Raw genomic sequence first — 19,819 nt, forward strand, 5'->3', positions numbered from 1 at the left:
ACCGCAGCAGGGAGTTCGGGGCAGTGAATGCAAGCGCGGGGGCCCTCGATCTTCTTCTCCCCGTCTGCGGGGAGAAGATGCCTGTAGGGCAGATGAGGGGCGCGAGCGCAGCGAGCGTGCCTTTTGCTTCGAAAGGTCCGTGACGTGTAGCAGAAGCAACAGCCTCGCTCGCTGCGCTCGCTTCCCCTCACCCGCCCGTTGGGCACCCTCTCCCCGCCAGCGGGGAGAGGGGCGAACGCGGGCCCGCTTCAGTCTGCCTGCGTGAAAGCCAATCCGTGCTCGCGGGCGAAGCGCGCGCAGGCTTCGCGCATGCGCGCCTGCTGGGCCGCACGCACGGCCGGATCGCTGAGCACGAACGAGCCCGTCTCCGCGGCGATGTTGAGCAGGTCCTGGCGCACGCGCTCGATGTCGGACGCGTTCGCGGGGCGGATCGGGCGCAGGTGGTTGCGCTCGTCCGGGCCGCCGACCCAGCGCGCGAGGAAATTGCCGACCGCCTTGGCGGCGGGCACGTCGCGCTTGAGTTCGACGTGCACCTCGGCGGTGCGCAGCTTCAGGCCGAGCGTGTCCAGCCAGTCCTGCCACTTGAAGTCGTTGAAACGGCGCGCCAGCACCAGCGCGCGCCACGGCACGCCCAGCGTGTCGGCGAAGATCGCGCCGTGCAGCGATTCGGTGAGCACGCGCTCGCAGCTGGCGATCGCATCGGCGACGGCCTGCGGCGACTGGCGCGGATCGATCGGATACAGCCCGGCGTCGCGCGCGAGCGCGTCCCAGTCGAAGCTGTCGTAGCTCTTGTGGTGCGGCACCAGGCCGATGCGGCCCGTGACCGGCGCGCGCTCGCGTTGCAGCGGCGGCCACAGCACCGCGGCATCGCCGAGGCCGAGCGCGGGATCGAGGTGGCACCTCGCAGCGGTGCCCGGACCGCGCACCCAGTACACCTGCCATTCGCTGCCTAGCCGCGGCGTGCCGCGATAGCCGCAGCCCGAACCGAGCACGACCTTCGGGCCGTCCGGTTGGGTGCCACCGAGGATGGTGCCGACGCCGTACAGCCACGTTTCGGGATGCCTGGCTTCCAGGTCCGGGAACAACGCCGGCCACAGCGCGACGTTGAGGTCGTCGCCGAAATTGCCGTGCGGGAGCTTGCAGTACTTCAGGCGCATGGGCGGGCCCGGAATCGTTCTCGTAGCCCGGGTAAGCGCAGCGCACCCGGGGCCTTTCGTCACGCCGCTACGTTCCCCCGGGTGCGGCCTGCGGCCTTGCCCGGGCTACGTGGCTGGATTCCGGCTAGATCAGCTTCGCTGCTGAAAGCCGCCGGAATGACGAGCAAAAAAGCGCCACGCGGTCGGCGTGGCGCATCAACATTACTTCCGGCTCGCGCGGATCTGCGCGTCCACCGCCGCGATCGCGGTCATGTTGACCACGCGGCGCGGCGTCGAGGCCGGGGTGAGGATGTGCGCCGGCTTGTCCAGGCCCATCAGGATCGGCCCGATCGCCACGCCGTCGGTCATCACCCGCACCATGTTGTAGGTGATGTTGGCGGCGTCGAGGTTGGGCATCACGAACAGGTTGGCGCGGCCCTTGAGCGTGGAGTTGGGGAAGATGCGGTGGCGCAGCTCCTCGTCCCACGCGGTGTCGGCCATCATCTCGCCGTCGACCTCGAGCTTGGGCACGCGCTCGCGGATCAGCTGATACGCCTTGCGCATCTTCGCCGCCGAGGCGTTGTCGTGGCTGCCGAAGTTGGAGTGCGACAGCAGCGCGACCTTGGGCTCGATGCCGAACAGCTTCAGGCGGTAGCTCGCCTGCAGCGTGGCTTCGGCGATCTGCTCGGCGGACGGATCCAGCTGCACGTGGGTGTCGAGGAAGAACCACACGCCCTGGTCGTTGATCACGCCGGTCATCGCGGCGGTGCCGGTGACGCCCTTCTCGAAGTCGAACACGCTGCGCATGTAGCCGAGCTTCTTGTGGAAGCGACCGACCAGGCCGGAGATCATCGCGTCGGCCTCGCCGCGTTCGACCATCAGCGCGGCGATCAGGGTCGGGCGCGAGCGCAGCAGGTTCTTCGCCGCCGCCGGGGTGACGCCGCGGCGTTCGGTCTTGGCGTGGTACTGCTGCCAGTAGTCGTCGAAGCGCGGATCGGAGTTGATGTTGGTCAGTTCGAAGTCGACGCCGGACTTCATGCGCAGGCCCAGGCGCGCGATGCGCTGCTCGATCACCTCGGGGCGGCCGATCAGGATCGGGAAGGCCAGTTCCTCGTCGATCACCGTCTGCACCGCGCGCAGCACGGTCTCTTCCTCGCCTTCGGCATAGACCACGCGCTTGCGGTCGTTGCGCGCGCGGTCGTAGATCGGCTTCATGATGAGGCCGGTGCGGTAGATGAAGGTGGCGAGTTTTTCCTCGTATGCCTTCATGTCGAGGATCGGGCGCGTGGCGATGCCCGAATCCATCGCAGCGCGCGCCACCGCCGGTGCGAGCAGGGTCAGCAGGCGCGGATCGAACGGGCGCGGGATCAGGTATTCCGGCCCGAAGCTCGGTATTTCACCGCCGTACGAACCAGCCAGGTCCGACGACTCCATGCGCGCGATCTGGGCGATGGCGCGCACGCAGGCGAGCTTCATCGCTTCGTTGATCGTGGTGGCGCCGACGTCGAGCGCGCCGCGGAAGATGTAGGGGAAGCACAGCGCGTTGTTGACCTGGTTCGGGTAGTCCGAACGACCGGTGGCGATGATGCAGTCCGGGCGCACCTTCTTCGCGTCTTCCGGGAGGATTTCCGGATACGGATTGGCCAGCGCGAGGATGATCGGCTTGGCGGCCATGGTCGCGACCATTTCCGGCTTGAGCACGCCGCCGGCGGACAGGCCGAGGAACACGTCGGCGCCGTCGACGATGTCGGCAAGCGTGCGCTTGTCGGTGTCGCGGGCGTAGCGCTGCTTGTCCGGGTCCATGTGGCCGCGACCGGTGTAGAGCACGCCTTCGCGGTCGAAGGCCATGATGTTTTCCGGCTTCATGCCGAGCGCCACGAGCATGTCGAGGCAGGCGATGCCGGCCGCGCCGGCGCCGGCGGTGGCGAGCTTCACTTCGCCGATCTTCTTGCCGACGACTTCCAGCGCGTTGAGCACGGCGGCGCCGACGATGATGGCGGTGCCGTGCTGGTCGTCGTGGAACACCGGGATCTTCATCCGCTCGCGCAGCTTGCGCTCGACGATGAAGCACTCCGGCGCCTTGATGTCCTCGAGGTTGATGCCGCCGAAGGTCGGTTCGAGCGCGGCGATGATCTCGACCAGCTTGTCCGGGTCCTTCTCGTCGACCTCGATGTCGAACACGTCGATGCCGGCGAACTTCTGGAACAGCACGCCCTTGCCTTCCATCACGGGTTTACCAGCAAGGGGCCCGATGTCGCCCAGGCCGAGCACCGCGGTGCCGTTGGAGATCACCGCCACCAGGTTGCCGCGCGCGGTGTAGTCGCTGGCGAGCTTGGGGTCGCGGGCGATCTCCTCGCAGGCGTAGGCCACGCCCGGCGAATACGCGAGCGCGAGGTCGCGCTGGGTCACCATCGGCTTGGTCGCGGACACCTTGATCTTCCCGCGCGGTTCCATGCGGTGGTAATCGAGGGCGGCTTGTTTCAGGTCGTCGGACATCGCTGGGCACGCATGCGGCAGGGCTCCCGATTGTAGCCCGGGGGGATTGCAGGGGGTCTGACAGACGTCACCGTGGCCGCCGGGCTCGGCACGACCCCTCACCCTGCGTCGCTGCGCGACGCTGTCCCTCTCCCCGCAAAGCGGGGCGAGGGGTGCGAGGGCGTTGTTCCTTCTCCCCCCGTGCGGGGAGAAGGTGCCCGGAGGGCGGATGAGGGGCGCTTTCCCGCTAGAGATCGAGGAAATCCTCGCCCTGCGCCACCGCATCCAGGCGGATGCGGTTGGCGAACAGCGAGAACGCGAGCATCCCGGCCAGGCCGTTGGCGCGCACGATCCAGCGCGGCAGCCAACGCGGCGGCACCAGCACGCCGCTGTCGAACAAGGGCTCGAAGCGCTGCACGTCGCCCAGGGTCATCTTCCCCGCGAACAGGCGCCGGCACAGCAGCAGCTTGTTGTGGCGCAGGGCCCAGCGGAAGAAGGTGTGCACGCTGATCAGGCCGCGCAGGTACACGGTGTCCTTGGTGAAGGCGGCGCCGCCGGTGGTCGGTACGCCGCGGAACACGCGTTGGGCCGAGGTGAAGCTGTCGGCGTCGCTCTGCCCGGCGTCGCGGAAGTAATGGAACACCTGCAGGAAGTCGGCGCCGCCCAGTGCCATCGCCACCGCTTCGATGCGCAGGCTGATGCGCTTCATGCGCTCGATGTCGATCGAGCCGGTGATCTGCTCGGCGAACACCGCCAGGCCCTCCTGGGTCGCGGTCGCGCGCGGCGAGGACAGCGCCAGGCTCGGCAGGTGCGGCTGCTCGCGGCCGTTGAGCGCGGTGAGCGAGTGCACGAAGGCCTCGTGCTCGATCAGCTGGTGGCGGTCGTAATCGCTGAAGGCGGCACCGTGGCGCAGGCGGATGCGGGTCGCGCCGGCGGCGGCCTTGGCGATGAGGTCGGGGTCGAGCACGACCTCGATCACGCGCTTGTCGAAGAAGTCATCGAGCGCGGCCTGCAGCTGCAGCTGCAGCGCGGTGGCGGAGATCGCCACGCATTCGGACGGCGCGAGCAGTTCGCGGTCGAGTTCGTCGGCGATGTCGATGAAATGCCGCGCCGCCTCGCGCGTGGTCGGTCCGTTGCCGGGCAACGGCTCGTCGGGGCGGCCGAACAGTTCGATCGAATGCGCGGTGACCGCGGGCGTGCCCAGCGCCTCGAGCAGGGCCGCGGCGATCGACCAGCTGCGCGCGGAATCGCACAGGTAGTGGCCGAGCGGATGGTCGGGGTCGGCCTCGCGCGCGATCGCGTCGAGTTCGCGCCGCGCCTCGCCGAAGTCGTACTTCGGGTACTCGACCACGGGCAACGCGTAGCGGCCCTGCGCGGCTTCGTCGAGGAAGCGCTTCTGCGCGCTGGCCGGCCAGCTCACCAGGCCGAGCAGCTTGATGCCCTTCACCGCCTTGACCATGCGCGCGTCGAGCGCGGAATGGTGGGCGAGGTCGGGGCTGAGGTCGGTCATGGTGAAACGCCTGCGAGGGCATTCGTGCTTGCCCTCGCCGTTGCTTCTGCGCGCATGGATGCGCGCTGCCCTTCATGGGGCCCCGTGCGAAGCGGCGGTCGGCGGCGGTAGACCCGCAGGGCGGCGTACACGGATGTACGCCGTTTTTCGAAGGGACAGGAAGTCCCTTCGAAAAATCCCGTCGCCGGACGCGAACCCGTAGCGCAGGATGCGCGAAGGGCGCGTAGCCCCGGGGTGCCCTTTCTTTTGGTTATCTTTTCTTTGGGCAAGCAAAGAAAAGTAACTCGCGCCACGGGCGCGAAAGCTGTTGCTGTTGTTACTACACGATCCGAGGTATTAGCAGAAGCAAAAGCACCCCACCCCAGCCCTCCCCTTCGCTGCGCGAAAGGGAGGGAGAACGGCGGGGTAGCACGCTCAATGCTTCCCATACTTCTCGTCCAGGCGCTTGTTCAGCGCCTTGCCCTGCACCTTGTCGTCGGCCTTCTGCGCGCGACGGTTGGCCGCCTTGTTCGCGGCCACGGCCACTTCGTCGCTGAGCTTGAGGAAGTTGGCGAAGCGTTGCGGATCGAGCTTGCCGGCCTCGATCGCCGCGCGCACGGCGCAGCCGGGTTCGCGCTGGTGCTTGCAGTCGCGGAAACGGCACTGCTCGGCCAGCGCCTCGATGTCGCTGAAGTTCTCGGCGACGTCTTCCTCGCCGGTGGGCTTGAGCTCGCGCATGCCCGGGGTGTCGATCAGGCACGCACCGGTGGGCAGCGGGATCAGCGCGCGGTAGGTCGTGGTGTGGCGGCCGCGGGAATCGCTCTCGCGCACCTGGCTGGTCTTCATCTTCTCGATGCCGAGCAGGGTGTTGGTGAGCGAGGACTTGCCGGCGCCGGAAGAACCCACCAGCACGGCGGTGCGGCCGGGCTGCAGCCATGGGTTGAGCGCGGCGACGCTGGCGGGGTCCTTGGCATTGACCGCCCGCACGGCGACATCCTGCGCGGCGAGCGCGAGCACGCCGACCGCCGCGCTGCTCTCGGTCTCGGCGATGTCGGACTTGGTCAACACCACTACCGGCTCGGCGCCGCCGCGCACCAGCAGCAGGTAACGCTCGATGCGGCGCGGGTTGAAGTCGGCGTCCAGCCCGCACACCACGAACACGGTGTCGATGTTGGCGGCGATCAGCTGCTGCTTGTAGTGCTCGCCGGCGGCGGCGCGCTTGATCGCGGTGCGGCGCGGCAGCAGCTCGACGACCTTGGCGTGCTTGGGCGGCGCGCCTTCGATCAGCACCCAGTCGCCCACCGCCGGGCGCTCCTCGGGGGCGATGCCGCCCTTGCGGTAGTTCGCCGGGCGCTGCCACTCGGGCAGGGATTCGACGCCGAAGTTGTGCTCGGGGCCGTCGGCGACGATGTAGCCGCTGCGGTGCTGCTCGACCACGCGTGCCGGGCGGGCGTGGGGGCGCAGGACCAGGGCCTCGCGCCAGGCGGGCTCGGTGGGCAGGCCATCGTCGGCCAGGGGCCAGCCGATCGCCTGCAGGGCGGCGAGCTCGGGGGTCAAACGGGAGCGGAAGAGGCGTGCATGGCCGGATTCTAGCGGTGCGGGATCGGCCGTGCGGGCGCGCGCCGAACCGGAACGCGACCGCGACCGCGTTTTCATGCGGCGCAATCGCCCCGGCGCGCTGAATCCGCGGGATTTTTCCGCTAGTCTGGCCCGCCCACCTCCGTTGCTGCGCCGATGTCCCTGCCCCCCGTGAAGACCCGCGAACGCCTGTCCGAAGTCCGTTACGAAATCCGCGGAGAACTGGCGCGACGCGCCCGCGAGCTGGAGGCCCAGGGCCGCAAGCAGATCAAGCTCAACATCGGCAACCCGGGCGCGTTCGGCTTCCGCGCGCCGGAGCACCTGCAGCGCGCGATCGCACAGCGCATCGAGCAGACCGACCCCTACACCCACCAGCAGGGCCTGCCGGCCGCGCGCGAGGCCATCGCCGCCTTCCACAAGCAGCGCGGCACGCCCAATGCCTCGCCGGAGCGCGTGTTCGTCGGCAACGGCGTGAGCGAACTGATCGACCTGTCGCTGCGCGCGCTGCTCAACCCCGGCGACGAGGTGCTGCTGCCCTCGCCCGACTACCCGCTGTGGAGCGCCGCGACCATCCTCAATGACGGTCGCCCGGTCTATTACCAGTGCCGGCCGGAAAACGGCTTCCTCCCCAGCGCGGAGGAGATCGAGGCGCTGGTGTCGCCGCGCACGCGCGCGATCGTGCTGATCAACCCCAACAACCCGACCGGCGCCGCGTACCCGCGCGAGCTGCTGGAGAAGATCGTCGCCGTCGCCCAGCGCCACAAGCTGCTGCTGATGGCCGACGAGATCTACGACTCGATCCTGTACGACGATGCGACCTTCACCCCGGTCGCGCCGATCGCCGGCGACCTGCCGTGCCTGTCGTTCGGCGGCCTGTCCAAGGTGCACCGCGCCTGCGGCTGGCGCGTGGGCTGGGCGGTGCTGAGCGGCGACCCGCTCGCCAGCGGCGACCTGCACCACGCCATGGACCTGCTCGGCGCGCTGCGCCTGTGCGCGAACGTGCCGGGCCAGTTCGCGATCGAAGCGGCGCTGCACGGCGAGGACACCATCACCCCGCTGTGCCTGCCGGGCGGGCGCCTGTTCGAGGCGCGCCGCGCGGTCAGCGAAAGCGTCGCGGCGAGCCGGCACCTGGAGCTGGTCGCGCCGGCCGGCGCGCTGTACGCGTTCCCGGCGGTCACCGGCGATGCCGCGGTCGGCTTCGACGACCACCGCTTCGCACTGGAACTGCTGGAAACCGAGGACGTGCTGGTGGTGCCGGGTTCGAGCTTCAACGTGCCCTACCGCAACCACTTCCGCGTCACCCTGCTGCCGCAGCCGGACGACCTGCGCGAAGTGTTCCGCCGCATCGAACGCGTGCTGGACCGCTACGCGGAACAGGCGCAGGCGCGCCGCGCCGCGGTGGCGTGAAGATGGCGTAGGCGGGCTCAAGCCCGCCACCGCACCGTCGATCCGGCGTGGACACGGCGGGCCATGGCCCGCCCTACAATGCCGCCATGGACGCGGCCAACGACACGCTCAGTTATCTCGCCCTCGGCGACAGCTACACCATCGGCGAAGCCGTGCCCGAGGACGGCCGCTGGCCGGTGCAGCTCGCGCGCGCGCTGCGCGAGGAAGGCATCGCGCTCGCCGACCCGCGCATCATCGCGACCACCGGCTGGACCACCGACGAGCTCGACTGGGGCATCGATTCGGCCGAGCCGCTGGGCAGCTTCGACCTGGTTTCGCTGCTGATCGGCGTCAACAACCAGTACCGCAACCGCAGCGCGGTGGCGTACGCGGAGGAATTCCACACCCTGCTGCAGCGCGCGGTCCGCTTCGCCCGCGGCCGCGCCGACCGGGTGCTGGTGCTGTCGATTCCCGACTGGGGCGTGACCCCGTTCGCCGCCAGCGACCTGCGCGATGCGGCCACGATCGGCGCCGAGATCGACGCCTTCAACGCCGCCGCGCGCACCATGTGCGGCAAGGAAGGCGTGGCCTTCGTCGACATCACTCCGGCATCACGCGAACACGGCACCGAAGCCGGCATGGTCGCCGCCGACGGGCTGCACCCTTCGGCGGCGATGTACGCGCTGTGGACGCAGGCCGCGCTGCCGGTCGCGCGCAAGCTGCTGGCGCAATGACTGCCAGCGCGGGCGCGACGCGGCCGCTGCCGCGCGAACAGGTGCGCGCGATCGCGAACGCCTTCCTGCCCGCGCGGCCGTGGGGCAACTACTGGGACCACTGCTACACCCGCGCCAAGCTCGGCAGCGATCCGCTGTACCCGGGCGTGTGCGATGCGCTGCGCGGAACCACGGCGCCGCTGCTCGACCTGGGCTGTGGGCTCGGCCTGCTCGCGCACGCCCTGCGCGCGCAGGGCATCGCGCTGGCGTACCGCGGTGTCGACAACGATGCCGGCAAGGTTGCCCGCGCCGGGCGCGCGGCGTCGCGCGCGGGCCTGGCGGACGTGGATTTCGCCACGATCGACCTGGCGCGCGAATACCCGACGCATCGCGGCAGCGTGGCATTGCTCGACGTGCTGCAGTTCATCCCGCCGCAGGCGCAGGCGCGCGCGCTGGATGCGGCGATCGCGATGCTGGTGCCCGGGGCGAAGCTGGTGATCCGCACCGGCCTGGCCGACGGCAGCGGTCGCGCACGTGTCACCCGCGCCGTCGACGTGCTCTCGCGCGCGGTGGGCTGGATGAATGCCGGGCCGTCGCGCTATCCCGATGCGGAACAGTTGCGCGCCCGCTTCGATGCCGCGGGCCTGCAAGCGGAATTCACCCCGCTGTACGGCGATACGCCGTTCAACAACTGGCGGGTGGTGGCGACGAAGCTGTAGGCGTTGCTACGCCGATGTTCTTCTCCCCGCCTGCGGGGAGAAGATGCCCGAAGGGCAGATGAGGGGCGCTTCTGATTCTTGCGACGACCCCTCACCCTGCGTCGCTGCGCGACGCGGTCCCTCTCCCCGCAAGCGGGGCGAGGGGAATGGCATGCTGCGGTTGTGCATCAACTGTCGGCCCTGCAGCTTCGATCTCTTCCGGCAACAGCGTTCCGTAGCCGAGCGCATCCAGCCGCTGCAGCAGCAGCGCCAGCGTGTCCACGTTGCGCCCGTGTTTCGCGCCTTCGTGCAGCAGCACGATCGCGCCGGGCGCGAGGTCGCGTTCGATCCGCGCCACCACCGTCTGCGGATCCGACGCCAGTGCGTCGAAGCCGCGCGCGCTCCACGCCACGCGGGCGAGGCCGTGTTCGCGCAGCGGCGCCGCCACGAACGGATTGGCCATGCCGACGACCGCGCGGAACCAACGCGGCGCGGTGCCGGTGATCGCCGCGAGCGTGGCCTGGTTGGCGGCGACCTGTTCGCGCATTCGGTGCGGCCCCAGCGCCCAGAACCACGCCTGCGGATGGCCCTGGCTGTGGTTGCCGATGCCGTGGCCGCGACGGACGATCTCGCGCACCAGCTCCGGCCGTTGCTGCGCGCGCTCGCCGACGACGAAGAACGTGGCGCGCGCGCGGTGGCGATCAAGCAGGTCGAGCACGGCCGCGGTGTCGTCGGACGGGCCGTCGTCGATGGTCAGCCAGACGCGCTGCTCCGCGCCCGGCAGCCGCCGCAGCACGGGGCTGAACATGCGCGAATCCGGCTTCAGCGTGCCCCACAGGAACGGCAGGTGCGACAGCAGCATCGCCGGCAGGCCCCAGGCCCAGCCCAGGCGCCACCACACCACCGCGACCGCGAGCTGCGACAGCAGCAGGCAGGGGATCCAGGCGTGGGGGTAGCGAGGGGGGCGATGCAGCGACATGGCCGCGATCATGCCGGCCCGCGCCGATCCCACGCAACGCGGCACCGCGCTGAAAGCAGCGGCGCCGAAGCGTAAAATTCGCCCATCCCCGCTCCGGAAGCCCCCATGTCCCTCGACCCCGCGCTGCGTTCGCGCATCGAATCCCTGCTGCAGTCGAACCGCGTCGTGCTGTTCATGAAGGGCGAGCCACGCGCGCCGCAATGCGGCTTCTCGGCCAAGGCCGTCGCCGCGCTGGCGGCACTCGACGTCGACTACGCCCACGTCGACGTGCTGGCCGATGCGGAGATCCGCGAAGGCATCAAGGCCTACGGCGACTGGCCGACGATCCCGCAGCTGTATGTCGGCGGCGACCTGGTCGGCGGCAGCGACATCATCGAGCAGATGGTGAATTCGGGCGAACTGCATTCGCTGCTCGGCCTGCCCGCGCCCGACCGCACCCCGCCTTCGATCACCATCACCCCGGCCGCCGCGGCGATGCTGCGCGACGCGCTGGCCAATGCCGGCGACGGCTATGCGCTGCAGGTCGACGTCGACGCGCGCTTCAACGCCAAGCTGCAGCTGGGCGCGGTGGACGCCAACGCGATCGCGATCGAACACGACGGCATCCGCGCGCAGTTCGACATGGCCAGCGCGCGCCGCGCGCAGGGCATGAGCATCGACTGGGTCGACGACGAGCGCGGCCGCGGCCTGGTCATCGACAACCCGAACGCGCCGCCGAAAGTGAAGGTGCTGGCGGTGGTGGAAGCCCACGCGCGCGCCGCCGCGGGTTCGCTGACCCTGGTCGACGTGCGCCCTGCCGAGGAACGCGCGCTGGCAGCGGTGAACGTGCCGTTCTCCGTGTTCGACGGCGAAGGCCTGGTGCACCTGGAGAACCTGCCCAAGGACACGCCGCTGGCGTTCCTGTGCCACCACGGCGGGCGCAGCGCGCAGGCGGCGGAGCATTTCCGCGGCCTGGGGTTCCGCGACGTCTACAACGTCGAAGGCGGGATCGAAGCGTGGGCGCTGGAAGCCGATACGCACGTGCCGCGGTATTGAGGCGATCCCGATGAATGGATCCCGGGTGCGCTGCGCTTATGAAGGGATCCCGGGTGCGCTGCGCTTATGAAGGGATCCCGGGTGCGCTGCGCTTACCCGGGCTACAACGGTTTCGATTCATGCCTTCGTAGCCCGGGTAAGGCGAAGCCGCACCCGGGGATGGCGCGCCGTCGACGCAGATCGCTCAACGCCCGTTGCGCGCAAGCGCATCCAGCGCCGCCTGCCGGCTCTTCGCCAGGTCGACCATCGGCGGCACGTAGCCGCGCGGGATCGTGCCGGTCCACGGCGCATGCCGTTGCGCCGGCGCGAGCGACGCCAGCTCCGGCACCCAGCGCGCAATGTAGTCGCCGGCCGGATCGAACCGCTGCGCCTGCAGCACCGGATTGAACACGCGGTAGTACGGCGCCGCGTCCGCGCCGGTGCCGGCGACCCACTGCCAGCCCAATGAATTGCTGGCCAGGTCCGCGTCGACCAGCGTGTCCCAGAACCAGCGCGCGCCTTCGCGCCAGTGCACGCGCAGGTTCTTGCACAGCAAGCTCGCCACGATCATGCGCACGCGATTGTGCATCCAGCCGGTGTGCCACAGCTCGCGCATGCCGGCATCGACGATGGGAATACCGGTGCGTCCGTGCTGCCACGCCTGCAGTTGTTGCGGGGTCGGTTGCGCCCACGCGAATCCGTCGAAGCGTGGATTGAAGTTGGCCTCCGGCGTATGCGGGAAGTGGTGCAGCACGTGGTGGGCGAACTCGCGCCAGCCCAGTTCGCGCACGTAGGCTTCGCGATCCTCACCCACGGCCACGCCTTCGAGCAGGCGCACGATCCGCCACGGCGCGATCTCGCCGAAATGCAGGTGCGGCGACAGGCGCGAGGTGCCGCGGCGATCCGGGCGGTCGCGTCCGTCGCCGTAGCCGTCCAGCGCCTGCATGGCGAAGGCGGATGCGGCCGCCACCGCGCCGGCTTCGCCGGGCGTCCACTCGTCCCAGAAACCCGCGTCCCAGCGCAGCGTCGGCGCGAGTGCCAGCGCCGCGATATCGACCGCGCCTTCCAATGCGGGCGGCGCGGGCAGGCGCTCGGGCGGTTCGCTCGCCGCCGGCAGGCGCCACTGCGCCTGCGCGGTGCGCCAGAACGGGGTGAACACGCGATACGGATCGCCGGTCTTGCCCTGCACCTGCCAGGGCTCGAACAACAGCGCGCCATTGTGGCTTTCCGCGCGCAGGCCCTGCTGGCGCAACGTGCGCTTGATGCCGGCATCGCGCGCTTCGATCGCCGGCTCGTAACGCCGGTTCCAGAACACGGCTTCGGCGCCCACCTGCGTCGCGAGCCGTTGCAACGTGGCCAGCGAATCGCCGCGGAACACCTGCAACCGCGAGCCGCGTGCCTGCAGGTCGGCCGCCAGCGCCTGCAACGAACGTTGCCGCCACGCATCGGAAGCCGCACCGGGCGACCAGTCGCCCTCTTCGTCCGGCGCATGGATGTAGACCGGCACCGGCACGAAGCCGGCGCGCACGGCCGCCTGCAACGCCGGGTTGTCGGCGAGGCGCAGGTCGTTGCGGAACCAGACCAGGGCGTGGGGCATGCGGGGGTCTCGCCTGAAGCCGGCACCGATGCCGCACGCGGCGGGGGTGTACGCATCCGCCCCGCATCCGCGCGCCGCCCGGCGCCGTATGAGAGGCGAACCTTAACCGGAGCGCCCCCCTGATGCGTATCTGCCCCCCGACGCTGTCGCTGGCAATCCTCCTGGCGGCCGCCCCGACGCTCGCGGTCGAACGCTACGAGGGCCTGGCCTTCCGTGTCCCCGCCGGCACCGCCCTCGCCTATCGCGAAGAGCACTGGCGCTATGAAGAGAACGGTATCGCCACGCGCCTGGTGCTGTACCGATGCCCGGATGGCGCTGCGTTCGCGCGCAAGCTGGTGCGCGACCGTCCCAGCGCGATCGCGCCCGACTTCGAGCTGTATGACGCCCGCGACGGCTATCGCGAGGGGGTGCGTACCCGCGGCGGCAGGCGCGAAGTGTTCCGCCAGGACCATGCCCGTGTCCCCGCGCGCTGGCGCGTGCTGACCCTGCCGGCGACGGCGGTGGTCGATGCCGGCTTCGATGCGCTGGTCCGCCGCGACGGGATGCGCCTCGCGCCCGGAGCGGCCCTGTCCGCGAGTTTCCTGCTGCCGGCCCGCACCGCGTTGCTGCCGGTGCAACTGCGCCGCCTGCCGGCGGACGCGGGCGACCAGGGCGACACCGTGTTCGCGATGCGGCTGGACGCCTGGTACGGCTTCGCCGCGCCGGAAACCCGGGTCCGGTACCGCGGCCGCGATGGCTGGCTGTCCCGATTCGACGGCATCGGCAGCATTCGCGACGCCCGTGGCCGGCCGCTGCCGGTCCGGATCGAGTTCCCCGATCACCTGCGCGCGGCAGCGGAACCTGCCGGACTGACGCGAGCCCTGCGCGAGCCGCTCGATGGCCGCTGCACGATCTGACCCGGGCACGCCCCCCTCTGCCCGGTTGGCACCCTGGCGCCGGGCGTGGCATAACGCGCGGGCGTCGCACCGACGCATGGCCCGCATGTGGCCCGGAGGATGGGGAATGGACGACACGGCGGTGCACGCGATCGAAGAGGCCGACCTGGTCGCCGCCCTGCTGCGGGACGTGGCCCGCGGCGACCGCAGCGCATTCGAGGCCCTGTACCGGACCACGTCCAGCACGCTGCTGGGCGTGTGCATGCGCGTGCTGGCGGACCGCAGCGAGGCGGAAGAGGTGCTGCAGGAGGTTTACGTTTCGGTGTGGAGCAAGGCCGCGCAGTTTGATGCGCAGCGGGCACGCGCGATGGCGTGGCTGGGCAGCATCGCGCGCCACCGTGCGATCGACCGCCTGCGCCACCTGCCCGCGCCGGCATTGCGAGCGCCGGTCGAGCTCGTCGAACTCGCCGCCGATGCCTCGCCCGGCCCGGCGGCGCTGGCGGAGGTCGTCACTGACCGGGTGCAATTGGACGATTGCATGCGCCAACTGGATGCGCGGCGGCAGTCGCTGATCCGCACCGCATTTTTCGAAGGGGTCAGCTACGACGAACTCGCGCGTCGCTCGGGCTCGCCCCTGGGTTCGGTGAAGAGCTGGATCCGCCGTGGTCTCCTGCAACTGCGCGCGTGCCTGGAACGATGAACCTGCCCAACGAACGTTTCGACGAGGAATCCCCGCGGCCGCCCGGCGACGAGGTCGAGGCCGGCGAGTACGTCCTGGGCGTGCTCGACGCGCGCGAGCGCGGCCAGGCGCAGGCGCGGATTACGTCCGACCCGCATTTCGCACACTGGGTCGACCGCTGGGAGGCACATTTCGCCCCGTGGCTGCTGCGCGTGGATGCGGTCGCACCGTCGCTGTCGGTGTGGCCGCGCATCCGCGCCCGACTGGGGTGGTCGTCGGAGCGGGCCATGCCGGTCCGTGCGTGGGACCGCGTCGGTTTCTGGCGCGCGGCGGCGGGCCTTGCGGTTGCGGCGGGCATCGGCGCAACGGTGTTCGGCCTGCGGACGCGGCTGCCGGCCCCGAGCCTGCCGCCACCGGTAGCCGTGCAGCCGCCGGGCGAGGAACAAGCGGCGCGGCCGGTGACCGTGCTGGCCCGCGGCGATGGTTCGACTGGCTGGATCGCCACGCTCGACGCCGCGCGCGGCAAGGTGCTGATGGTGCCCGTGCCCGTGCCGGCCGACGCCACCGGACGCGTCAACGAGCTGTGGATCATCCCGGCGGGCGGCGCCCCGATATCCCTGGGCTTCGTCTCCAACGAGAAGGCGCACACGATCCAGATTCCCGCCGCCGCGCGCGCTGCGGTGGCGGTGGGCGCCACCTTCGCGGTGACGCTGGAGCCCGAGGCCGGCATTCCGCACGCCGCGCCGACCGGGCCGGTGGTCGCCCAGGGCGGCATCCGGCAGATCTGATCCTGCTGCATCCATCGGGGCACCGGCGACGTATAGCCGGTAGTCCCGATCAATGGAGCGAGCATGTCAGGCAATCCCAGAGGCGCGGCGCGGGCGCTGGCGACGGTGCGGCGCTGGTTCGATACCGCGGCGCCCGCCGCGCGGGACGGCGAAGCCGACGTCGGCTCGCGCATCGACTGGCTGCGTGCCGCACCTTTCATCGCCATGCACCTGGCCTGCCTGGGCGTACTCGCGGTCGGCGTGTCGGCAACGGCGCTGTGGATCGCCGCGGCGCTGTACGCGGTGCGCATGTTCGCCCTGACGGCGTTCTACCACCGCTACTTCGCGCATCGCACCTTCCGCACCTCGCGCGCGGTGCAGTTCGTGTTCGCGGTGATCGGGTCGGCCTGCGTGCAACGTGGCCCGATGTGGTGGGCGGCGCACCACCGCAACCACCACCGCCATGCCGACACTGCGCTGGATCCCCACTCGCCCGGCGTGCACGGTTTCCTGTGGAGCCACGCGGGCTGGTTCCTCACCCGCGACGGCTTCCGTACCGACTGGGAGCGCGTGCCGGATCTGGCCCGCTACCCCGAGCTGCGCTGGCTCGACCGCTACGACACCGTGGTGCCGGTTGCGCTGGCCGCGGGCCTGTACGCGTTGGGCGCGGTGCTGGAACGGAGCGCGCCGCAGCTGGCGACGAACGGCCCGCAGCTGCTGGTGTGGGGGTTCTTCGTCTCGACCGTGGTTCTGTTCCACGCCACGGTGACCATAAATTCGCTGGCGCACCGCTTCGGAAGCCGCCGCTTCGAAACCCGCGACGACAGCCGCAACAACGCCTGGCTGGCGCTGCTGACCTTCGGCGAGGGCTGGCACAACAACCACCATTTCTTCCCCGGTTCGGCGCGCCAGGGCTTCCGCTGGTGGGAAGTCGACCTGAGCTGGTACCTGTTGCGCGCGATGGCGGCGGTCGGACTGGTGCGCGATCTCAAGCCGGTGCCCGCGTGGGTGCTGGCCCGGGCGGGGAAGCGCTGACATGCGCATCGCGGTGGTCGGCGCGGGCATCGCCGGGCTGGCATCGGCCTGGTTGCTGTCGCGTGCGCACGAGGTGGTGCTGTTCGAGGCCAACGATTACCTCGGCGGGCACACGCATACCCATGCGATCGAAATGGACGGGCGCACTTACGCGGTGGACAGCGGCTTCATCGTCCACAACCGCGCGCACTACCCCCTGTTCACCGGGTTGCTGGACGAACTAGGCGTTGCCACCCGGGCCACGACGATGAGCTTCTCGGTGCACAGCGAGGCCAGCGGGGTCGAGTACAACGCGACCTCCCTCGATGCGTTGTTCTGCCAGCGCCGCAACCTGGTATCGCCGCGGTTCTGGGGCATGCTGCGCGACCTGCTGCACTTCTACCGCATCGCCCCGCACCTGCTCGAGGGCAACGATCCTGGCCCGACGCTCGGCGAATTCCTTGCGCGCGAGGGCTTTGGCGATGCGTTCTGCGACGAGCACCTGGTGCCAATGGCATCGGCGCTGTGGTCGTCGCCGACGCGGCAGGTGCTGGAATTCCCCGCGCGCTACCTCGCGCAGTTCATGGCCAACCACGAGATGCTGCAGGTGCGCGCGCGCCCGCAGTGGCGCGTGGTCTGCGGCGGGTCGGCCAGCTATGTCCGCGCGATGGAGCGCCACTGGCGGGTCGAGGTCCGCCGGCAGACGCCGGTGCGCCTGCTGCGTCGCGACGCTGAAGGCGTGGAGGTGGTCACCGACACGCACATGGAGAAGTTCGACCACGTCGTCCTTGCCTGCCACAGCGACCAGGCCCTGGCACTGCTCGCCGACGCGGACGAGCGCGAAGCCAGCATCCTGGCCTCGATCGGCTACCAGGACAACGAAACCGTGCTGCATACCGACGCCCGGCTGCTGCCGCGCAACCGCAAGGCCTGGGCCGCGTGGAATGCGCACGTGCCGCGCGATCCTGCGGATGCGTGCACCGTCAGCTATTGCATGAACCTGCTGCAGGGCCTGGAGACACCGCAACCCCTGGTGGTCTCGCTCAACCGTACCGCGGCGATCGATCCCGCGCGGATCCTGCGGCGCATGCGCTACAGCCACCCGGTCTACACCACCGCATCGGTGGCGGCTCAGGCCCGCCGTGCCGAGATCCAGGGCCGCCGCCGCACCTGGTTCGCCGGCGCGTACTGGGGCTGGGGCTTCCACGAGGACGGCATGCGCAGCGCGGTGGACGTCGCGCAGGCGCTGGGCGTCGCCTGGGCCCCGCGGCCCGCCCCTGCGTCCATCACGATCGACCCCAGGGGAGTGCCCGCGCTGTGGCCGCAGTCCTGACCGCGCCATCGCCTTCCACGCCGTTGCACAGCGCCGTGTACGAGGGCACGGTCGTGCATCGGCGCTGCATGCCGCGCGCGCACGCGTTCGGCTATCGCATCGCGCAGTTGTACCTGGACCTGGACGAGATCGACCGGGTGTTCGCCGGCCGCTGGCTGTGGTCGAGCCAGCGGCGCAACCTCGCCGAGTTCCGCCGCAGCGACTATCTGGGCCCGCCCGGCGTGCCGCTCGCGCAGGCGGTGCGCGATCGCGTCGAAACGGCCACCGGGCGCCGGCCGGACGGCGCGATCCGCCTGCTCACGCACCTGCGCTATTTCGGCCACGTGTTCAATCCGGTGAGCTTCTACTACTGCCACGACGCGCGCGGGAGGCTCGAGGCGATCGTCGCGGAGATCACCAACACGCCCTGGCGCGAGCGCCATGCCTACGTGCTGCCGGTGGACGCGGCGCGACCGCTCGGCCGCGCGCTGCACTGGGAGTTCGGCAAGCGCTTCCATGTCTCGCCGTTCATGGCGATGGAACGCGACTACCACTGGTCCTTCACTCCGCCCGGCGACGACCTGCACGTGCACATGGACGTGCTGTGCGGCGGCCAACGCGAGTTCGACGCCAGCCTGCGCCTGCAGCGACGACCGCTTGGCCGTGCGTCACTCGCGCGGGTGCTGTGGCGCTATCCCGCCATGACCGCGCAGGTCGTGGGCGCGATCCACTGGCAGGCCCTGCGCCTGTGGCTGAAGCGCACGCCGGTGCATACCCATCCACATACCCATACCCATACCCAGCCACGAGGGCACCAATGAACGAACGGGCCGACACCGCGGCGCTGCCACGCGCTTCCTACAGTGGACTCGACCGCGTCCTGCGCGCGCGCGTGCTCGCGCAGTTGTCCGGGCTGCGCGGGCAGCCGTTGCGGCTGGCCGATGCGGTTGGCGAGGTCGTCCTGGGCGAAGGCGTCGCAGGAGCGATGCCGCTGGAGGTCACGGTGCACGACCCCGGGTTCTACCGCGCGATCGCGCGCAACGGCAGCGTCGGCGCCGCGGAGGCCTACATGGACGGCCTGTGGGACTGCAGCGACCTGGTCGGACTGGTGCGGCTGCTGGTCCGCCACCGCGACCTGCTCGATCGCATGGAGTCGGGCACCGCGCGGCTCGGCGGCGGCGTGCTGCGCGCGCTCCATGCCCTGCGCCGCAATACCCGCGCCGGCGCGCGCCGCAACATCGCCGCGCACTACGATCTGGGCAATGAGTTCTTCGCGCTGTTCCTGTCGCCGGACCTGATGTATTCCTCGGCGCTGTTCACGGACGCGGACGACACGCTGGAGGCGGCCTCGACGCGCAAGCTGGAGGCGATCTGCCGCAAGCTGCGCCTGCAGCCAGGCGACCGCGTGGTCGAGATCGGCAGCGGCTGGGGCGGCTTCGCCGTGCATGCCGCGGCGCGCCACGGCTGCCACGTCACCACGACCACGATCTCGCGCGAGCAACACGCGCTTGCCTGCCAACGGGTGGCGCAAGCGGGATTGCAGGACCGGGTCAGCGTGCTGCTGGAGGATTATCGCGACCTGCGCGGCCAGTACGACAAGCTGGTGTCGATCGAGATGGTCGAGGCGATCGGCGCGCCGTACCTGGACACGTACTTCGAGCGCGTGGCCGGCCTGCTGAAGCCCGACGGGCTGGCGCTGCTCCAGGCCATCACCATCGAGGACCACCGCTACGAACGCGCCCTGCACTCGGTCGACTTCATCAAGCGGCATGTGTTCCCCGGATCCTTCATCCCGTCGATCAACGCGCTGCTCGCCGCAAAGACGCGCAGCTGCGACCTCGCCCTGTTGCAACTGGAGGACTTCGGCGCGTCCTACGCGCGCACGCTGCAGGCGTGGCGCGAACGCTTCATGGCCAACCTGCCGGCGGTGCGCGCGCAGAGCTTCGACGCGCGCTTCGTGCGCCTGTGGGAGTTCTACCTGGCCTACTGCGAGGGTGGGTTCCGCGAGCGCGCGATCGGCGTTGCGCACCTGCTGTTCGCCCGCCCCGGCCAGCGCGAAGCCGGGCAACTGCTCGACGCGGCCGGGCCGCGGTCGATCGAGGCCTGA

General features: G+C 70.4%; 16 protein-coding genes and 1 pseudogene. 11 read left to right on the forward strand and 6 right to left on the reverse strand.

Features of this window, described 5'->3' with window-relative positions:
* Positions 1 to 248: 248 nt before the first annotated feature.
* From H8B22_RS05915 to rsgA, 4 genes are all read right to left on the reverse strand, one after another.
* On the reverse strand, positions 249 to 1,157 hold the full coding sequence (locus tag H8B22_RS05915) for a polysaccharide pyruvyl transferase family protein (protein WP_187713178.1): 909 nt from the start codon (positions 1,155 to 1,157) through the stop codon (positions 249 to 251).
* 201 nt (positions 1,158 to 1,358) lie between these two features.
* Complete coding sequence (locus tag H8B22_RS05920; protein ID WP_187713179.1) at positions 1,359 to 3,632, reverse strand: NADP-dependent malic enzyme; 2,274 nt, start codon at positions 3,630 to 3,632, stop codon at positions 1,359 to 1,361.
* A gap of 226 nt (positions 3,633 to 3,858) precedes the next feature.
* Positions 3,859 to 5,121, reverse strand: coding sequence for a flavohemoglobin expression-modulating QEGLA motif protein (locus H8B22_RS05925; protein ID WP_187713180.1), 1,263 nt, complete (start codon positions 5,119 to 5,121; stop codon positions 3,859 to 3,861).
* A gap of 414 nt (positions 5,122 to 5,535) precedes the next feature.
* A complete protein-coding gene (gene rsgA, locus H8B22_RS05930; RefSeq protein WP_225876292.1) occupies positions 5,536 to 6,657 on the reverse strand; it encodes a ribosome small subunit-dependent GTPase A in 1,122 nt (373 codons plus the stop codon).
* A gap of 177 nt (positions 6,658 to 6,834) precedes the next feature.
* On the opposite strand from rsgA, the gene H8B22_RS05935 reads away from it, so the two are divergent.
* The 3 genes from H8B22_RS05935 to H8B22_RS05945 all read left to right on the forward strand — a co-directional run bounded on the left by H8B22_RS05935 (position 6,835) and on the right by H8B22_RS05945 (position 9,496).
* Entirely contained in the window at positions 6,835 to 8,085 is a 1,251-nt protein-coding gene (locus tag H8B22_RS05935) for an aminotransferase class I/II-fold pyridoxal phosphate-dependent enzyme (protein WP_187713182.1), read from the forward strand.
* An 86-nt stretch (positions 8,086 to 8,171) separates the two neighbouring features.
* Entirely contained in the window at positions 8,172 to 8,798 is a 627-nt protein-coding gene (locus tag H8B22_RS05940; protein WP_187713183.1) for an SGNH/GDSL hydrolase family protein, read from the forward strand.
* Between the two features lie 26 nt (positions 8,799 to 8,824).
* Positions 8,825 to 9,496 (forward strand): methyltransferase domain-containing protein, encoded by a 672-nt coding sequence (locus tag H8B22_RS05945; RefSeq protein ID WP_407060841.1) that lies wholly within the window; start codon positions 8,825 to 8,827, stop codon positions 9,494 to 9,496.
* Positions 9,497 to 9,713: 217 nt separating this feature from the next.
* Here H8B22_RS05945 and H8B22_RS05950 read toward each other — a convergent pair.
* Positions 9,714 to 10,466, reverse strand: a pseudogene (locus tag H8B22_RS05950) (polysaccharide deacetylase family protein); the annotation flags it as partial.
* Positions 10,467 to 10,559: 93 nt separating this feature from the next.
* Between H8B22_RS05950 and grxD the strand changes: the two are divergent.
* Positions 10,560 to 11,489, forward strand: a complete 930-nt coding sequence (gene grxD / locus H8B22_RS05955) for a Grx4 family monothiol glutaredoxin (protein WP_187713186.1) — start codon at positions 10,560 to 10,562, stop codon at positions 11,487 to 11,489.
* A gap of 184 nt (positions 11,490 to 11,673) precedes the next feature.
* Here grxD and H8B22_RS05960 read toward each other — a convergent pair whose 3' ends face one another.
* Positions 11,674 to 13,065: a cryptochrome/photolyase family protein gene (locus tag H8B22_RS05960; protein WP_187713187.1), complete on the reverse strand. Its 1,392-nt coding sequence runs from the start codon at positions 13,063 to 13,065 to the stop codon at positions 11,674 to 11,676.
* Between the two features lie 122 nt (positions 13,066 to 13,187).
* Between H8B22_RS05960 and H8B22_RS05965 the strand changes: the two genes are divergently transcribed.
* From H8B22_RS05965 to H8B22_RS05995, 7 genes are all read left to right on the forward strand, one after another.
* Entirely contained in the window at positions 13,188 to 13,961 is a 774-nt protein-coding gene (locus tag H8B22_RS05965) for a hypothetical protein (RefSeq protein ID WP_187713188.1), read from the forward strand.
* A 106-nt stretch (positions 13,962 to 14,067) separates the two neighbouring features.
* Positions 14,068 to 14,640 (forward strand): sigma-70 family RNA polymerase sigma factor, encoded by a 573-nt coding sequence (locus H8B22_RS05970; RefSeq protein ID WP_187713189.1) that lies wholly within the window; start codon positions 14,068 to 14,070, stop codon positions 14,638 to 14,640.
* On the forward strand, positions 14,637 to 15,407 hold the full coding sequence (locus H8B22_RS05975) for an anti-sigma factor (protein ID WP_187713190.1): 771 nt from the start codon (positions 14,637 to 14,639) through the stop codon (positions 15,405 to 15,407). The genes H8B22_RS05970 and H8B22_RS05975 overlap by 4 nt, the downstream gene beginning before the upstream one ends.
* A 63-nt stretch (positions 15,408 to 15,470) precedes the next feature.
* Positions 15,471 to 16,421 (forward strand): acyl-CoA desaturase, encoded by a 951-nt coding sequence (locus tag H8B22_RS05980; RefSeq protein ID WP_187713191.1) that lies wholly within the window; start codon positions 15,471 to 15,473, stop codon positions 16,419 to 16,421.
* Position 16,422: 1 nt separating this feature from the next.
* The gene (locus H8B22_RS05985; protein ID WP_187713192.1) at positions 16,423 to 17,733 is read left to right on the forward strand and encodes an NAD(P)/FAD-dependent oxidoreductase; all 1,311 of its coding nucleotides are present in this window, start codon (positions 16,423 to 16,425) and stop codon (positions 17,731 to 17,733) included.
* Positions 17,718 to 18,533: a DUF1365 domain-containing protein gene (locus H8B22_RS05990; protein WP_225876293.1), complete on the forward strand. Its 816-nt coding sequence runs from the start codon at positions 17,718 to 17,720 to the stop codon at positions 18,531 to 18,533. Before H8B22_RS05985 ends, H8B22_RS05990 begins: the two co-directional genes overlap by 16 nt.
* A complete protein-coding gene (locus tag H8B22_RS05995) occupies positions 18,530 to 19,819 on the forward strand; it encodes an SAM-dependent methyltransferase (RefSeq protein ID WP_187713193.1) in 1,290 nt (429 codons plus the stop codon). Before H8B22_RS05990 ends, H8B22_RS05995 begins: the two co-directional genes overlap by 4 nt.

Origin of the sequence: Lysobacter terrestris (assembly GCF_014489475.1) — a bacterium.
Classification (GTDB): domain Bacteria; phylum Pseudomonadota; class Gammaproteobacteria; order Xanthomonadales; family Xanthomonadaceae; genus Agrilutibacter; species Agrilutibacter terrestris.

Coding starts and splice junctions, on each gene's coding strand:
- H8B22_RS05915 (WP_187713178.1), bottom strand. CDS start 1,157: ATGCGCCTGAAGTACTGCAAGCTCCCGCACGGCAATTTCGGCGACGAC.
- H8B22_RS05920 (WP_187713179.1), bottom strand. CDS start 3,632: ATGTCCGACGACCTGAAACAAGCCGCCCTCGATTACCACCGCATGGAA.
- H8B22_RS05925 (WP_187713180.1), bottom strand. CDS start 5,121: ATGACCGACCTCAGCCCCGACCTCGCCCACCATTCCGCGCTCGACGCG.
- H8B22_RS05935 (WP_187713182.1), top strand. CDS start 6,835: ATGTCCCTGCCCCCCGTGAAGACCCGCGAACGCCTGTCCGAAGTCCGT.
- H8B22_RS05940 (WP_187713183.1), top strand. CDS start 8,172: ATGGACGCGGCCAACGACACGCTCAGTTATCTCGCCCTCGGCGACAGC.
- grxD (WP_187713186.1), top strand. CDS start 10,560: ATGTCCCTCGACCCCGCGCTGCGTTCGCGCATCGAATCCCTGCTGCAG.
- H8B22_RS05960 (WP_187713187.1), bottom strand. CDS start 13,065: ATGCCCCACGCCCTGGTCTGGTTCCGCAACGACCTGCGCCTCGCCGAC.
- H8B22_RS05965 (WP_187713188.1), top strand. CDS start 13,188: ATGCGTATCTGCCCCCCGACGCTGTCGCTGGCAATCCTCCTGGCGGCC.
- H8B22_RS05970 (WP_187713189.1), top strand. CDS start 14,068: ATGGACGACACGGCGGTGCACGCGATCGAAGAGGCCGACCTGGTCGCC.
- H8B22_RS05975 (WP_187713190.1), top strand. CDS start 14,637: ATGAACCTGCCCAACGAACGTTTCGACGAGGAATCCCCGCGGCCGCCC.
- H8B22_RS05980 (WP_187713191.1), top strand. CDS start 15,471: ATGTCAGGCAATCCCAGAGGCGCGGCGCGGGCGCTGGCGACGGTGCGG.
- H8B22_RS05985 (WP_187713192.1), top strand. CDS start 16,423: ATGCGCATCGCGGTGGTCGGCGCGGGCATCGCCGGGCTGGCATCGGCC.
- H8B22_RS05995 (WP_187713193.1), top strand. CDS start 18,530: ATGAACGAACGGGCCGACACCGCGGCGCTGCCACGCGCTTCCTACAGT.